This window comes from Frigoribacterium sp. Leaf164, assembly GCF_001423665.1.
GTDB lineage: Bacteria > Actinomycetota > Actinomycetes > Actinomycetales > Microbacteriaceae > Frigoribacterium > Frigoribacterium endophyticum.
Genome location: NZ_LMOX01000001.1, coordinates 526,975 through 541,836, shown reverse-complemented (window position 1 = coordinate 541,836; position 14,862 = coordinate 526,975). Strand labels below are relative to the sequence as shown.

The following is a 14,862-nucleotide window of genomic DNA, read 5'->3' as shown; positions in this document are numbered from 1 at the left end:
CAACGACGAAGCCGCAGCAGCAGCAGGGAAGCAGGAAGCTACGGCGTCGGCGACTGGCCCGCAGGGCCGCGCCCGGCAGGGCGCCGCGCCCGGCAGGGCGCCATGGGCACGGAAGTAGGTCGTGAAAAGAAAGCGGCCCCTGGCCCGAAGGGCCAGGGGCACGCGAACAGTTGCGGCTACTTCTTGTTGCGACGCTGGTGGCGCGTCTTGCGGAGCAGCTTGCGGTGCTTCTTCTTCGCCATGCGCTTGCGACGCTTCTTGATGACAGAACCCATGTGGACCTCGCTGATTGGACTGGATCGGAACAACCGGGTCCGAAACAGAACCGCGGAAAAATACCTCGGGGCAGTCTACAAGGGCCGGACCCGAATGTCGAAGTGGCGTCAGCCGACGTCGGCGACGCCGATCTGCAGGACGGCCGCGACGGCCGACTCGGGCACCCGGAACGAGCGGCCGAAGCGGATCGCGGGCAGCTCGCCGGAGTGCACCATGCGGTACACGGTCATCCGCGACACGCGCATCATGTCGGCCACCTCGGCCACCGTGAGGAACCTCACGTCTGACAGGTCGTGCGCCACGGGTCCACCTTCGTCGTCGGGCACCGGCAGCGGCAGCTCCCGGGTCGTGGCCACTCTAGGGGCGTGGCCGACCCCGTGCAACGGATCGGTCGTCAGCGGCCGAGGCGCTTGCGCACCGGCTCGATGACCCGCTCGTCGAGGGCGCTCTGGGCGTCGTGCAGGGCCGAGGAGGCGCGGTGCTGCGCGTCCGCGACGGCACGGCCCAGCGTGCTCCCGACGTCGCCCGCGTCGGGGAGGTTCTCGGCCGCCCGGCGGATGGGCGCCGGCATGGCCACCCCCGCCCACGCGGCGAACGCGCCGGAGGCGACGCCGTCGAGCTCGTCTGCGGCGCCCGCACCGAGGAAGGGGATGAGCCAGTCCTCGACGGTCTCGAGCGGGACGGTCTCGATGCCGTAGTAGCGGTGCTGGCCGACCTCGCGGACGTGCACGAGCCCGGCGTCGCGGAGCACGCGGAGGTGCTTCGACACCGTCGGCTGGCTGAGGCCGAGGGCCGTGACCATCTCGCCGACGCTGACGTCGCCGGTGGCCGAGTCGGCCGAGACGTGCGCGTCGAGCAGCACCTTCAGGAGGTCGCGGCGCGTCCCGTCGGCGATCACGCTGAAGATGTCGGGCATGCAGCCACAGTAACGACCACGGCCCCCGAGTACCATGACGACCGTGTCGCGCCCCTCCGTCGCCGATCGGCGCCTGCCCCGTCGAGACCCCCGCAGCCCCTTCGCGCGGCTCTCCGAGTGGATCGACGACATCGGGCGGCACTCGCCGGCGCGGTTCGCCATCATGATCTTCACCGGCCTCATCGTGGTCTTCACGCTCGTCTTCTCGCTGCCGGTCTCGTCGGCCGAGGGCAGCAGGACGCCGTTGGCCGACTCCCTCTTCACCGCCGTCTCGGTCATCTGCGTCACCGGGCTCGCGACCGTCGACATGGCCACGCACTGGTCGCTGTTCGGGCACGTCGTCATCTTCGTCGGGGTGCAGATCGGCGCCATCGGCGTGCTGACGCTCGCGTCGATCATGGGGCTGGTGGTCTCGCGGAAGCTGGGCCTCCGCGCCCGGCTGATGGCCGCCTCCGACAGCAACCCGCTCCGCGTGCACGCGGGCCCGGTGCCCGAGGGCCAGGCCGTGCGGCTCGGCGAGGTGGGCGGGCTGCTCGCCACCGTGGCGCTCAGCTCGGCCGTGATCCAGACCGTCATCGCGCTGCTGCTCATCCCGCGCGTGCTGCTCGACGGCATCCCCCTCGGCGACGCGGTGCTCGACAGCTTCTACTACTCGGCGATGGCCTTCACGAACACGGGCTTCACGCCGAACGCCGACGGGCTCGCCCCGTTCGCCGACGACTACTGGTTCTTGTCGCTGATCATGGTCGGCGTCTTCCTCGGCAGCATCGGGTTCCCCGTCATCTACGCGCTGGCCCGCAACCCCCGCAACCCGCGACGCTGGTCGGTCCACGTCAAGCTCACGCTGGTCACCAGCGGAGTCCTGCTCCTGGCGGGCACCGTCCTCTACATCGTGCTCGAGTTCGACAACCCCGAGACCTTCGGCGACATCGCGGCGGGCCCGACGATCTTCCAGTCGCTCTTCCTCAGCACGATGACGAGGTCGGGCGGGTTCGCGACCATCGACATCTCCGAGCTCAACGGGTCGTCGCTGCTGGTCACCGACATGCTCATGTTCATCGGCGGCGGGTCGGCGTCGACGGCCGGCGGCATCAAGGTGACGACCCTGGCCGTCCTCTTCCTCGCCGCGTTCGCCGAGGCCCGGGGCAACCGCTCGATGGAGGCGTTCGGCCGCCGGATCCCGAGCGACGTCCTCCGCCTGTCGGTCAGCGTGGTGCTCTGGGGCGCGACGATCGTCGCCGTGTCGAGCATCCTGATCATGCACATCACCAAGGAGCCCCTCGACCACGTGCTGTTCGAGTCGATCTCGGCCTTCGCCACCTCGGGCCTGTCGACGGGGCTGACCGACCGCCTCCCCGACTCCGGCAAGTACATCCTCGCGGTCACGATGTGGATGGGCCGCGTTGGTACAGTGACACTCTCCGTCGCCCTGGCCGCCAGCCAGCGACGCCAGCTGTTCACGCGAGCCGAGGAGCGACCGATCGTTGGTTGACAAGATCAAGCACGACGCCCCGGTGCTCGTCATCGGCCTCGGCCGGTTCGGCGCCGCCACCGCCGGCCAGCTCGAGCGACAAGACAGGGACGTGCTCGCCGTCGACACCGACGCGGGCCTCGTGCAGAAGTGGGCCGACCGGGTCACCCACGCGGTGCAGGCCGACGCCCGCAGCATCGACGCGCTCAAGCAGATCGGCGCCCAGGACTTCTCGATCGCGGTCGTCGCCGTCGGCTCGTCGATCGAGGCGAGCGTGCTGATCACCGCGAACCTCGTCGACCTGAAGGTGCCGCAGATCTGGGCGAAGGCGATCAGCCAGTCGCACGGCAAGATCCTGGCCCGCATCGGCGCCAACCACGTCATCTACCCGGAGCGCGAGGCCGGCGAGCGCGTCGCGCACCTCGTCTCGGGCCGCATGCTCGACTACATCGAGTTCGACGACGCCTTCGCGATCGTCAAGATGTACCCGCCGAAGCCGGTGCGGGGAGCCTCGCTCGCGAGCTCGAACATCCGCAAGAAGTACGGCATCACCATCGTCGGCGTGAAGAGCCCGGGAGGCGCGTTCGAGGAGGCGACGCCCGAGACGGTCATCAGCGACCACGACCTCATCATCGTCTCCGGCGACAGCCGGGCGATCGAGCGGTTCGCGGCCCTCGACAGCTGAGGCGGTCGCGGAGGGCGATCGGGGCGGCTCGACGCCGCCCCCGCCGAGGGGCTGGCCGGGCCTAGGTGACGGCCGGACTCAGCTGCCGGCCGCGATCTCCCGGTTGCGGGCCAGCGCGGCCTGCGTCGCACGCTCGAACAGCTCGCGGAGGCCGCCCTCGGCGAGCTCGGCGACGGCCCGCTCGGTCGTGCCACCCGGGCTCGTCACGCGACGACGCAGCTCCGCCGGGGCCTCGTCGGCCGGCAGCAGGTCGCTCGCGGCGAGCAGCTCGCTCGCCCCGCGGAACGTGCCCTGGACGAGCGTGGCCGCCTGCGCGGGCGTGAAGCCCAGCGCGACCGCCGCCTCCTGCAGCTGCTCGATCAGGTAGAAGACGTAGGCCGGGCCGGAGCCGGAGATCGTGCTGAGGGCGTCGATCTGCTCCTCGGGCACGACGACGACGTCGCCGACCACCTCGAAGACGCGCCGCGCCAGCGCGAGGTCGGACTCGGAGGAGCGGGAGCCGGCGGCCAGGCCCGTGACGGCGAGGCCGACCACGGCGGGCGTGTTCGGCATCGACCGGAGCACGGGCACGTGCTCGGGCAGCGCCGCCTCCATCGTGGCCGTCGTGACGCCCGCGGCGAGGCTGACGACGACCGTGCCGGGCTCGAGGGCCGGGCCGATCTCGCGGAGGAGGTCGACGACCATCCCGGGCTTGACGCCGATCAGCACGACCGACGCCCCGACGACCGCCGAGGCGTTGGCGGTCGGGTCGGTCTCGGTGGCGAGCGAGGTGACCGGGCCGCGGCGGAGCGCGACGGCCTTGGCCTCGGTGCGGTTCGTGACGCGGACGCCGCCCTCGACGACGACGTCGGGCGAGAGCAGACCCGCGAGGATCGCGCCGCCCATCGAGCCGGCGCCGAGGATCGCCGTGGTGGGGAGAGTGGTGACCATCAGGCCATCCTAAGATCGAGCTGAGCACCACGAGGGGATCGGACACCATGAGCACTTCCGGCGGCAACAAGGCGATCTTCGCGGCACTGGCCGCGAACCTCGGCATCGCGGTGACCAAGTTCATCGCCTGGGCCTTCTCCGGGTCGTCGTCGATGCTCGCCGAGGGCGTGCACTCGCTGGCCGACTCCGGCAACCAGCTGCTCCTGCTGCTCGGCGGGCGACGCGCGAAGAAGGCCGCCGACGAGGAGCACCCCTTCGGCTACGGGCGCGAGCGCTTCGTCTTCGCCTTCGTCGTCTCGATCATCCTGTTCAGCGTGGGCGGGGTCTTCTCGCTCTACGAGGGCGTCGAGAAGCTCCGCGAGCCGCACCCGCTCGAGGTGCCCTGGCTGCCCGTGCTCGTGCTCGCGATCTCGCTGGGCCTCGAGGGCTTCTCGCTCCGCACCGCGATCCGCGAGGCACGGCCGTCGAAGGGCAGCCAGAGCTGGGTCTCGTTCATCCGCCGCGCCAAGGCCCCCGAGCTGCCGGTCGTGCTGCTGGAGGACGCCGCGGCCCTCCTGGGCCTCACCTTCGCCATGGTCGGCGTCGTGCTGACCTGGATCACGGGCGACGGGGTCTTCGACGCGATCGGGACGCTCCTCATCGGCGTGCTGCTCGTCGCGGTGGCGGTCGTGCTCGGCATCGAGACGAAGAGCCTGCTGGTCGGCGAGGGCGCCTCGGCCGCCGACGTCGCCGCCATCCGCGCCGCCGTGACCGACGGCCCGGAGGTCGAGTCGATCATCCACATGAAGACCCTGTACCTCGGCCCGGAGGAGCTGCTCGTCGCCGCGAAGGTGGCCATGCCCGGCCGCACGCTGCTCAGCGACGTCGCCGCCGCGATCAACACGGTCGAGTCGCGCGTGCGGGAGGCCGTGCCGATCGCCCGCGTGATCTACGTCGAGCCCGACGTGTGGGTGGAGCCGGGCCACGTGGCGCCGGCGACCGACGCGATCGTGATCCGCGCGGCCGACTAGCCGTCGACCCCGGCCCCGGCTGCGGCCGTCGTGCCGGTGCCGGTGCCGTCGTCGGCACGGCGGGCGGCGAAGAAGTCGTCCAGCTGGGCCCGGCACTCGGGCTCGCGGACGCCCGCCACGACCTCGGCGCGGTGCGGCAGCCGGCGGTCGCGGAGGATGTCGTAGACGCTGCCCGCGCCTCCCGCCTTCTCGTCCCAGGCCCCGAAGACCACCCGCGGCACCCGCGCCGCGAGGATGGCGCCCGCGCACATGGGGCACGGCTCGAGGGTGACGACGAGGGTCGTGCCCGTGAGGTGCCAGTCACCCGTGTGGCGGGCGGCGGCCCGGAGCGCCAGGACCTCGGCGTGGGCCGTCGGGTCCTGCGAGAGCTCGCGCTCGTTGCGCCCGGTCGCGATCACGACGCCGTCGGCGTCGAGCACCACGGCCCCGACGGGCACGTCGCCGGAGACGGCGCAGCCCTCCGCCTCGGCGAGCGCGGCCCCCATCCACCGGGCGAGCTCGGGGGGCACGGCGGTCACGGGGCTCCTCGGGTCGACGGGCGTCGGGGGCGGACGACTCCGCTACCGTGGAGCCTATGCGAGTGCACGTAGCGGACCATCCCCTGATCACCCACAAGCTGACCGTGCTCCGCGACGCGAGCACGCCGTCACCGACCTTCCGGGCCCTCACCGAAGAGCTCGTGACGCTGCTGGCCTACGAGGCCACCCGCGGGGTCCGCACCACCCCGATCGAGATCCAGACCCCCGTCGGCCCGACCACCGGGCTGGCCATCAGCCAGCCGCGGCCGCTCGTCGTCCCCATCCTCCGCGCCGGCCTCGGCATGCTCGAGGGCATGACGACGCTGGTGCCGACCGCCGAGGTCGGGTTCCTCGGCATGGTCCGCGACGAGGAGACCCTGCAGCCGACGACGTACGCCGAGCGCCTGCCCGACGACCTGTCGAACCGCCAGTGCTTCGTGCTCGACCCGATGCTGGCGACCGGCGGCTCGCTGATCGCCGCCATCGACTACCTGCTCGAGCGCGGCGCCGTCGACGTGACGGCGGTCTGCCTGATCGCGGCCCCCGAGGGCCTCGCCGCCGTCGAGGCCGCGATGCAGGGCCGCGACGTCAGCATCGTGCTCGGCGCCGTCGACGAGAAGCTCGACGAGAACGGCTACATCGTGCCCGGGCTGGGCGACGCGGGCGACCGCCTCTACGGCCTGGCCTGACCCCGCGCCGCACCGGCGCCTCCCCCGCTCCCTCCCCGCAGCGCCCGATCCGGCCACGTCACCCGACGTGGCGCACGGATCGGGCGCTTCGTCGTGCTGCCTTGACAGGCCGTGCACGAGTGACAGAAGATCGACCCCATGACTGACAGCGTGTTCATCCCGACCTCCCCCGAGGCCTCCGGGAGCACCGGCATGATGATGCCGAGCGCCGTCGTCCTGTGTCGAATGTGTGCCTGATCAGGTCGCACCTCGCCGAGTCGCCGTGCCGCGCCGAGCGCGCTGCCGAGTTCGCCGCACGACCCTGCTGCTGAACCGCGACTCCCGGATGCACACGCGTCACCACCTCCGACGCGCATCCCCTCGGCCCTGAGCTCCCGCTCGACGGGCCGTCCGCCCCGGCACCGCTGCCCCCCGGCAGAGGCCTCGTCATCGAGGCCCCGGGCACCGACACACACCGAGCACTCCCCCGGCCGACGACGCCCGGGGGCGCGACTCACCTCACGCAAGGACCCCGCGTACCCATGTCCCTCATCCTCGACCGCCCCGTCACCGCCCCCGCCGTCGCCACCAGCCCCGTCGTCACCAGCCCCGTCGGCGCCGCCCCCGTCGGCGTCGCGCCGAGCGGCCGCCCCCTGAGCGCCGCCCCGGTCATCGCTCCGGCTCCCGAGGCGAGCGCCCCCGCCCGGCCCGCCGCCCCCCGGCCCCGCACGGTGCCCGAGGGCACCGAGGCCCGCGGCTTCGCCCTCTACGTCGGCATCGACGAGCTCAAGGCCGCGGAGGCCGACACCGACCTCGGCGAGATCGTCGCGCAGATCAAGGCCCTCGTCGCACGGATCGCCCCCGGCGCCGAGACCCACGCCGCCGTGGCGCTCGCCCCGACCGGCGCCGGCGGCCGCGACGTCGACGTCGTCCGGCTCGCCCTGCACGACCCCTCCGCCCTGGCGGCCCGCCGGCCGACCGTGGAGGACGAGGAGCCCGGCGCCCGCGGGGGCGTCGTCGTCGACATCTCGCGGAAGCGCCTCCTGCTCGACGGCGAGACCGCCCCCCTGACCTACAAGGAGTTCGAGCTGCTGCAGTACCTCGTGCTGCGCGAGGGCCGCACGATCGAGCGCGCCGAGCTGATCTCCGGCCTCTGGTCGGACGACGACGGCGAGGCCCCCAACGAGCGCACGATCGACGTGCACGTGCGTCGGCTGCGGTCGAAGCTCGGGGCCTTCGAGGACATCGTGCGCACCGTGCGCGGGGTCGGATACCGCTTCGACCGCCACGCTGACGTGTCGATCCGCCACGCGTCGACCCCGTCGCCCGACGTCTTCTGAGGGCCGGGGGTCCCCCTCAGGGGAAGTTCCCAGCAAGATAACGGTTCGGTAACTAGACCTCCGTTACCGCACCGTTATAGATTGACCGCGTTGAGGTTGTTTGCTGTGGCAGCCGACACGGAATGTGATTGCAGGACACTCTTGGTGCAAGGGAAGAGGGCCGGTCGCCTCGCGACCGGCCCTCTGTCACGTCCGGGCCCGACTCGCCCCCGACGCTCGCTCGCCGGCGCGTGGGCCGGCTCGCCTGTCTCGTGACCGCCGCACGGCGTCCCCCTGTCGGCCGTTCTTCGTAGACTCGACGTCGACACGAGACGAGGTGGCGACATGAGCGAGACAGCCGTGGCCGTCGGGGCCTGGGAGGCCCTGTTCCGAGCACAGGTGAGCATCATGCGCGAGCTGAACGCCGCCTTCCCCACCGACGACATCTCGTTCAACGAGTACGACGTGCTGTTCAACCTGTCGAGCCAGCCTGCGCGGCGGGCCCGCATCCGCGACCTCACCCGGCACCTGCTGCTCACCCAGCCGAGCATCAGCCGCCTCGTCGACCGCCTGGCGAGCAAGGGCATCGTCGAGAAGCAGACCGACCCCGGCGACGGGCGCGGCATCATCGTCGCCCTCACCGACCACGGCTACGACCTCTACCGACGCACCGCCGTCGACCACGCGGCCGCCATCAGGCGCCGCGTGGGCGGCAGCCTCGACCACGACGAGCTCGTCGCGCTGACCGACCTCTGCACGCGCCTCCGCCTGGGCCAGACGACGGGCAGCCCCGGCGACCCGGGCGCGACGACCAGGGCCGACGCCGAGGTCGGTGCCGCCTCGTGACCTCGTCCCCCTCCGTCGTCTGGCTGCGCGACGACCTCCGCGTCGCCGACAACCCCGCCCTCGTCGCCGCGGTCGACCGCGGCGAGCCCGTGGTCGTGCTCGTCGTGCTCGACGACGAGACCCCGGGCATCCGCCCTCTCGGCGGGGCCGCGCGCTGGTGGCTCCACCACAGCCTGGTGGCGCTCGACGGCGCGCTCCGCGAGCTCGGGGCCGGCCTGACGCTCCGCCGCGGCCCCGCCGCCGAGGTGCTCCCGGCCGTCGTGGCCGAGGTCGGCGCCGGCGCCGTCTACTGGAACCGCCGCTACGGCAAGGTGCCCCGCGACACCGACGCGGCCCTGAAGACCGCGCTCCGCGACGAGGGCCTCGTGGCCGAGAGCTTCGCCGCGAACCTCCTCTTCGAGCCGTGGACGGTGCAGACCGGCCAGGGCCAGCCGTTCAAGGTCTTCACGCCGTTCTGGCGGGCCTGCCTCGACCGGCCCGAGCCCCGGCACCCGCTCGAGGCTCCCGACTCCCTGCGCCCTCCCGAGACCGCCCCGGCCAGCGACGACCTCGACTCGTGGCAGCTGCTGCCGACGCAGCCCGACTGGGCCGCCGGGCTGCGCGAGACCTGGACCCCGGGCGAGGCCGCCGCGCTGGACGCCCTCGAGGAGTTCGCCACCGGCCACCTGGCCGACTACGGCGAGCGCGACTTCCCCGCCCAGGAGGCGACGAGCCGCATGTCGCCCCGGCTGCGCTTCGGCGAGGTCAGCCCGTTCCAGATCTGGCACCGCATGCGGGGCGACCTCCCGCCCGCCTCGCGGGAGCGGGCGCAGTCGTTCCTCCGCGAGGTGGTCTGGCGCGAGTTCAACCACACCATCCTCTTCTCGTCGCCCGACCTGGCGACGGTCAGCTACCGCCCCGAGTTCGAGGCCTTCCCGTGGGCCGACGTCCCCGAGTCCGAGATCGACGCCTGGCGTCAGGGCCGCACGGGCGTGCCGCTCGTCGACGCCGGCATGCGCCAGCTCTGGACCACCGGGTGGATGCACAACCGGGTGCGGATGGTGACGGCGAGCTTCCTGATCAAGAACCTCCTGGTCGACTGGCGGGTCGGCGAGCAGTGGTTCTGGGACACCCTCGTCGACGCCGACGAGGCGAACAACCCCGCCAACTGGCAGTGGACGGCGGGCTCCGGCGCCGATGCCGCCCCCTACTTCCGGGTCTTCAACCCCGTGCTGCAGGGCGAGAAGTTCGACAAGGAGCGCAACTACGTCCGGGCATGGGTGCCCGAGATCGACACCGACGACTACCCCGAGCCGATGGTCGACCTGAAGGAGTCGCGGCGCCGCGCCCTCGACGCCTACGAGACGATGCGCCGCGCCTCCCCCGCGTCGCCCTGACCGCCGCACCGCCCGAGCACCGAGCACCGAGCACCGAGCACCGAGAGGCACCATGACCGACTCCGCCCGCCCCTCCGGCATCGACGCCGTCTTCGACGCGCGCCAGGCCGAACGTCGAGCGCCCAGCGTCGTGTTCGCCACCTTCGACCACGACGGCGTCACGCACCACGGCGCCCGCGGCGAGGTCGCGGGCGCCCTGCCGGGGCCGCACACCGCCTACCGGATCGCCTCCTGCACGAAGAGCTTCACCGCTGCGGCGCTGCTGGCGCTCCGCGACGCGGGGCAGCTCGTGCTCGACGCGCCCGTCACCGACTTCGTGCCCGCCTTCGCCGACGTCGCGCTGCCCACCAGCGACTCGCCCGTGCCGACGGTGCGGATGCTGATGACGATGTCGGGCGGCCTGCCGACCGACGACCCCTGGGGCGACCGCCAGGAGTCGATCACCGACGACGAGCTCGACGCCCTGCTGCGGCGCGGTCTGCGCTTCGACACCGTGCCCGGCACGACCTTCGCGTACTCGAACCTGGGCTGGGCCCTGCTCGGGCGCGTCGTCGCGAGCGCGGCCGGCCGGCCCTACCGCGAGGTCGTCGAGCAGACGCTCCTCGGCCCCCTCGGGCTGCCGTCGACCGGCTTCGAGGCCGACGTGCCCGCCACCGGCGGCGTCGCCGTCGGGCACCGGCCGGTCGACGACGGGTGGGAGCCCCTGCCCTTCTCGGGCCCCGGCGCGTTCTCGCCCATCGGGGGGCTGTTCAGCACCACGACCGACCTCGCCCGCTGGGCCCGGTGGCTGTCGTCGGCGTTCGACCCCGAGGGCCGCGGCGACGTCGACGGGGTGGTGAGCCGCGCCTCCCGCCGCGAGATGCAGCAGCTCCACCGGCTCGTGCCCGGCCGGGGTGCGCACCCCTCGGGCTACGGCTTAGGCCTCTTCGTCGAGGAGTACCCCGACGTCGGCACCGTCGTGTCGCACTCCGGCGGCTACCCCGGCTTCTCCGCCCACATGCGCTGGCAGACCGCGACCGGCCTCGGCGCCGTGGGCCTCGAGAACGCCACCTACGCCCAGGTCGCCGTGCCCGTCAGCCGGGCCCTCGACGGCATGATGGCCGACACGGCGGAGGCGCGGGTCGTCGTCGCTCCGTGGCCCGAGACCCTCGCCGCGATGCCCCTGGTCGAGGCCGTCGTGCGCGGGCGCGAGGTGCCGGCGGGCCTCCTCAGCGAGAACGTCGAGCTCGACGTGCCGCTCGTGCGCCGCCGAGCCCTGTGGGCCCGCGAGCTCGAGGCGGTCGGCGGACTGCTCGACCACGACGACGAGGGCGCGGGCGAGGTGCCCGCCGCCGAGTCGGCGACCCCGTCGCACCGCGTGTGGTGGCTGCCCGGGCGACGCGGGGCCCTGCGGCTCGAGGTCCGGCTGACCCCGGAGGACCCTCCCCGCGTGCAGACCCTGTCGGTGCGCGCCGACACCGGGCGCTGACGCCGTGTCGGTCATCGCCGTCACCGGGGGCGCCGGCAAGGTCGCGGCCATGATCCGGCCGCACCTCGCCGCCGCGGGACACGAGGTGCGCCTGCTCGACCTGGTCGCCCCGGCCGGCCCGCTCGCGCCGACCGAGTCCGCCGCGGTCGTCGGGGTGACCGACCTCGAGGCCCTGACGGAGGCGCTCCGCGGCGCCGACCTCGTCGTGCACCTCGCCGCGCACGCCGACGAGCGGTCGTGGGAGGACATCCGCGACGTCAACGTCGAGGGGGCACACGCGGTGCACGAGGCCGCCGTGCGGGCCGGCGTGCGGCGCGTCCTCGCCGCGAGCTCGGTGCACGCCGCGGGCTACCTGCCCTGGGACTCCGCGGCCGAGCACGCGGTGCCGGCCGCGCGGCCCGACACGTTCTACGGCCTGAGCAAGGTCGTGCTCGAGGCCATGGGCAGCCTCTACGCCGACCGCGCGGGCCAGCTCGTCGTCTCGGCCCGGATCATGACGGCGGTCGAGCGGCCCTTCGACGCCCGGAGCCTCGGCACCTGGCTGTCGGCCGGCGACGCGGCCCGCCTCGTCGAGGCCGCCCTGACCACCACGGCCACCGGCCACCACGTCGTCTGGGGCGTCTCGCGCAACACGCGTCGACCGGTCTCCCTCGCGGCCGGCGAGGCCGTCGGCTACCACCCGGTCGACGACGCCGAGGCGTACGCCGACGAGGTCGACGAGCCGCCGGTGGGGGGCTCGACGCCGATCGGCGGCAGCTTCGTCGACCACCCGCTCGGGGAGCCCATGTGAGCGGCGCCGACGCGGCGCCGGGGCGGGCGCGGGTGACGTGCTCGGGGCGACCGGACGCTACCGTGGCTCCGTGACCCTCCTGCACCGCGACTCCGCCGTCCGCGACATCGACCCCCTCGCGCTCTACGGGCTGCTGAAGCTGCGGGTCGACGTCTTCGTGGTCGAACAGGAGTGCCCGTACCCCGAGCTCGACGGGCGCGACGTCGAGCCCGACGCGCGCATGCTGTGGATCGAGGAGGACGGCGAGGTGCTGGCCACGGTGCGGCTGCTCTGCGACGGCGACGACCGGCGGATCGGCCGCGTCGCGACCGCCGCGTCGGCCCGCGGCCGCGGGCTCGCCGCCCAGCTGATGGAGCGGGCCCTCGCCGACTGCGCCGGCCGCCTCGTGCGGCTCGACGCCCAGGCGCACCTCGAGGGCTGGTACGCGCGCTTCGGCTTCGTCGTGGACGGCGAGCCCTTCCTGGAGGACGGCATCCCGCACGTGCCGATGTCGCGGGTCGTCCCGGCCGCCTGACCAGCGCCTCCCGCTGGGCCGCCCCGCCCGCCGCCCACGCCCCGCCCACGCCCGGCCCCTGTCCCCCGTCCTGGCCGGACCTGGACGGGGGCCGCCCGGACCGTTCCGTCCGGTCCGCCCGCGCCCTAAGCTCGGGCCATGCCACGTCGAGCCACCCCCCCGCGGGACCGCATCCTCGAGGCGGCGCACGCCGAGTTCGCCGCCCGCGGCCTCGCCGGTGCCCGCGTCGACTCCATCGCCCGCGAGGCCGAGGCGAGCAAGGAGCGGCTCTACGCCCACTTCTCGACGAAGCGCGACCTGTTCGACGCCGCCCTGGGCGAGAGCATCGACCGCTGGCTGGAGGCCGTCCCGTTCGACGCGCACGACCTGCCGCAGTGGGCGAGCAGGCTCTACGACCACCTGGCGACGCACGCCGACGACGCACGCCTGCTGCTCTGGGGCCAGATCGAGGGCGTCACGCTGCCGAGCCCCGGGGTCGTCGACCACGAGCAGCTCGACCGGCGCCGCGAGGCGGTCCGGGCGGCGCAGGCCTCGGGCGACATCCCCTCCGACTGGGACGCCGACGAGCTGCTGACGATGGTGTTCGGCAGCGTGCTGGCCTGGTTCGTCACGCCGACCGCGACGAACCTGCACCAGGGCCCGCACCAGCGGCGGTGCGACGTCGTCGAGCAGGCGGTCCGGCGACTCGTCGGCTGAGCGGGAGTACCGTCACGGGGTGACCACGACGACCCCTGCCCCCGACCTCTCCCCCGACCTCCGCGACCTGCTCGACAGCGTGCCCGACACCGGCACCGTCGAGGCGGGCGACGTGGTCTACGACCACGACGGCACGCCCCTCGAGGGCTTCCTCGCCACGCCCGGCGACGCCGACGGCGCCCTCCGACCCGCGGTGCTCGTGCTGCACGACTGGTTCGGCGTCGTCGACCACGTCAAGGTGCGCGCCCAGATGCTGGCGCGCCTCGGCTACGTGGCGCTGGCCGGCGACGTCTACGGCCAGGGCGTCCGCCCCGGCCCCGGCGAGGCGGCGGCCGAGGCCGGCGCCTGGTACGGCGACGTCGCAGCGTTCCGCGCCCGCCTCACCGCCAATCTGGAGCGCCTCCGCTCCGAGCCCGGCGTAGACCCCGAGCGCATCGCCGTGATGGGCTACTGCTTCGGCGGCTCCGGGGCCCTCGAGCTCGCCCGCTCGGGCGCCGACGTGGCGGGGGTCGTGTCGTTCCACGGCGGCCTCGGCACCGGGGCGCCCGCCGAGAAGGGAGCCGTCAAGGCTCCCCTGCTCGTGCTGACGGGCGCGGCCGACCCGGTCGTGCCGGACGACGCGGTCGTCGGCTTCGAGGACGAGCTGCGAGACGCCGAGGTCCGCGACTGGCAGGTCGTCAGCTACAGCGGGGCGATGCACGCCTTCGCGGTGCCGGGCACGGACAGCCCCGAGCACGGTGCGCAGTTCCAGGAGACGGCGAACCGCCGCTCGTGGCTGCAGATGCGCGGCTTCCTCGACGAGGTCCTCGGCGAGCACTAGCCCCCTCCGTGACGACGGCCGGCCCCCTCGGGGGCCGGCCGTCGTCGTCTCGGTAGTCAGGACGCCGGAGGGGTCAGAACCCGACGACACGCCCCGAGGAGGCGCGGCGCGCGAGGTCGCGCAGCTGGACGGCGGTCGAGACGGCCGCGTGGGCGGCCTCCCGCCCCTTGTCCTCCTTCGAGCCGGGCAGCCCGGCCCGGTCGAGGCCCTGCTGCTCGTCGTCGAGGGTGAGCACGCCGAAGCCGACCGGCTTGCCGGTGTCGAGCGTCACGCGGAGCAGGCCCGACGTCGCGGCGTCGGAGACGTACTCGAAGTGCGGGGTGCCGCCGCGGATGATCACGCCGAGCGCCACCACGGCGTCGGCACCGGCCTCGAGGGCGGCCTTCGCCACGACGGGCAGCTCGAAGCTGCCGGGCACGCGGACGACGGTCGCCTCGGCGCCGAGCTCGGCGATCGTGGCGAGCGCGCCGGCGAGCAGGCCGTCGCTGATCGCGGTGTGCCAGGTGCCGGCGACGACGGTGACGCGCAGGCCGCGGCCGTCGACGGGCTCCTGCTCGGT

The 14,862-nt window shown here is 73.7% G+C and carries 18 protein-coding genes; 12 read left to right on the top strand and 6 right to left on the bottom strand.

From position 1 onward, the window contains the following. Positions 1-176 precede the first annotated feature (176 nt). From ASF82_RS15095 to ASF82_RS02440, 3 genes are all read right to left on the bottom strand, one after another. Positions 177-275, bottom strand: a complete 99-nt coding sequence (locus ASF82_RS15095) for a 30S ribosomal protein bS22 (protein ID WP_003792170.1) — start codon at positions 273-275, stop codon at positions 177-179. Between the two features lie 108 nt (positions 276-383). After that, complete coding sequence (locus tag ASF82_RS02445) at positions 384-578, bottom strand: helix-turn-helix domain-containing protein (protein WP_082514421.1); 195 nt, start codon at positions 576-578, stop codon at positions 384-386. Positions 579-670: 92 nt separating this feature from the next. Next, positions 671-1,192, bottom strand: coding sequence for a helix-turn-helix transcriptional regulator (locus tag ASF82_RS02440; protein ID WP_056052936.1), 522 nt, complete (start codon positions 1,190-1,192; stop codon positions 671-673). Positions 1,193-1,235: 43 nt separating this feature from the next. Between ASF82_RS02440 and ASF82_RS02435 the strand changes: the two genes are divergently transcribed. Both ASF82_RS02435 and ASF82_RS02430 read left to right on the top strand, forming a co-directional pair. Then, positions 1,236-2,684, top strand: coding sequence for a TrkH family potassium uptake protein (locus ASF82_RS02435; protein ID WP_369814244.1), 1,449 nt, complete (start codon positions 1,236-1,238; stop codon positions 2,682-2,684). Then, the gene (locus ASF82_RS02430) at positions 2,677-3,348 is read left to right on the top strand and encodes a TrkA family potassium uptake protein (RefSeq protein ID WP_056052929.1); all 672 of its coding nucleotides are present in this window, start codon (positions 2,677-2,679) and stop codon (positions 3,346-3,348) included. The genes ASF82_RS02435 and ASF82_RS02430 overlap by 8 nt, the downstream gene beginning before the upstream one ends. Before the next feature lie 78 nt (positions 3,349-3,426). Here ASF82_RS02430 and proC read toward each other — a convergent pair whose 3' ends face one another. Continuing rightward, a complete protein-coding gene (gene proC / locus ASF82_RS02425; protein ID WP_056052926.1) occupies positions 3,427-4,278 on the bottom strand; it encodes a pyrroline-5-carboxylate reductase in 852 nt (283 codons plus the stop codon). A gap of 47 nt (positions 4,279-4,325) precedes the next feature. Here proC and ASF82_RS02420 point away from each other — a divergent pair, with 47 nt between their 5' ends. Continuing rightward, positions 4,326-5,288 (top strand): cation diffusion facilitator family transporter, encoded by a 963-nt coding sequence (locus ASF82_RS02420; RefSeq protein ID WP_056052924.1) that lies wholly within the window; start codon positions 4,326-4,328, stop codon positions 5,286-5,288. Here ASF82_RS02420 and ASF82_RS02415 read toward each other — a convergent pair. Further along, complete coding sequence (locus ASF82_RS02415) at positions 5,285-5,773, bottom strand: nucleoside deaminase (RefSeq protein ID WP_056055640.1); 489 nt, start codon at positions 5,771-5,773, stop codon at positions 5,285-5,287. The genes ASF82_RS02420 and ASF82_RS02415 overlap by 4 nt on opposite strands. A gap of 89 nt (positions 5,774-5,862) precedes the next feature. Between ASF82_RS02415 and upp the strand changes: the two genes are divergently transcribed. From upp to ASF82_RS02370, 9 genes are all read left to right on the top strand, one after another. Further along, a complete protein-coding gene (gene upp, locus ASF82_RS02410; protein WP_056052921.1) occupies positions 5,863-6,495 on the top strand; it encodes a uracil phosphoribosyltransferase in 633 nt (210 codons plus the stop codon). A 521-nt stretch (positions 6,496-7,016) separates the two neighbouring features. Next, the gene (locus tag ASF82_RS02405) at positions 7,017-7,814 is read left to right on the top strand and encodes a winged helix-turn-helix domain-containing protein (RefSeq protein WP_082514249.1); all 798 of its coding nucleotides are present in this window, start codon (positions 7,017-7,019) and stop codon (positions 7,812-7,814) included. A 324-nt stretch (positions 7,815-8,138) separates the two neighbouring features. After that, the gene (locus ASF82_RS02400; RefSeq protein WP_082514248.1) at positions 8,139-8,639 is read left to right on the top strand and encodes a MarR family winged helix-turn-helix transcriptional regulator; all 501 of its coding nucleotides are present in this window, start codon (positions 8,139-8,141) and stop codon (positions 8,637-8,639) included. Beyond that, a complete protein-coding gene (locus ASF82_RS02395) occupies positions 8,636-10,015 on the top strand; it encodes a deoxyribodipyrimidine photo-lyase (RefSeq protein WP_056052917.1) in 1,380 nt (459 codons plus the stop codon). The genes ASF82_RS02400 and ASF82_RS02395 overlap by 4 nt, the downstream gene beginning before the upstream one ends. Positions 10,016-10,067: 52 nt before the next feature. Continuing rightward, positions 10,068-11,483 carry a serine hydrolase gene (locus ASF82_RS02390; RefSeq protein WP_056052915.1) on the top strand — a complete coding sequence of 472 codons (1,416 nt, stop codon included), beginning with the start codon at positions 10,068-10,070 and terminating at the stop codon, positions 11,481-11,483. 4 nt (positions 11,484-11,487) lie between these two features. Beyond that, entirely contained in the window at positions 11,488-12,273 is a 786-nt protein-coding gene (locus ASF82_RS02385; RefSeq protein WP_056052912.1) for an NAD(P)-dependent oxidoreductase, read from the top strand. Between the two features lie 70 nt (positions 12,274-12,343). Further along, on the top strand, positions 12,344-12,787 hold the full coding sequence (locus ASF82_RS02380; RefSeq protein WP_056055634.1) for a GNAT family N-acetyltransferase: 444 nt from the start codon (positions 12,344-12,346) through the stop codon (positions 12,785-12,787). A gap of 138 nt (positions 12,788-12,925) precedes the next feature. Beyond that, on the top strand, positions 12,926-13,483 hold the full coding sequence (locus tag ASF82_RS02375; protein ID WP_056052909.1) for a TetR family transcriptional regulator: 558 nt from the start codon (positions 12,926-12,928) through the stop codon (positions 13,481-13,483). A gap of 19 nt (positions 13,484-13,502) precedes the next feature. Next, entirely contained in the window at positions 13,503-14,303 is an 801-nt protein-coding gene (locus ASF82_RS02370) for a dienelactone hydrolase family protein (protein WP_056052906.1), read from the top strand. 73 nt (positions 14,304-14,376) lie between these two features. On the opposite strand, the gene ribH is transcribed toward ASF82_RS02370, so the two are convergent. After that, positions 14,377-14,832: a 6,7-dimethyl-8-ribityllumazine synthase gene (gene ribH, locus ASF82_RS15875; protein ID WP_255354155.1), complete on the bottom strand. Its 456-nt coding sequence runs from the start codon at positions 14,830-14,832 to the stop codon at positions 14,377-14,379. Positions 14,833-14,862: the final 30 nt, after the last annotated feature.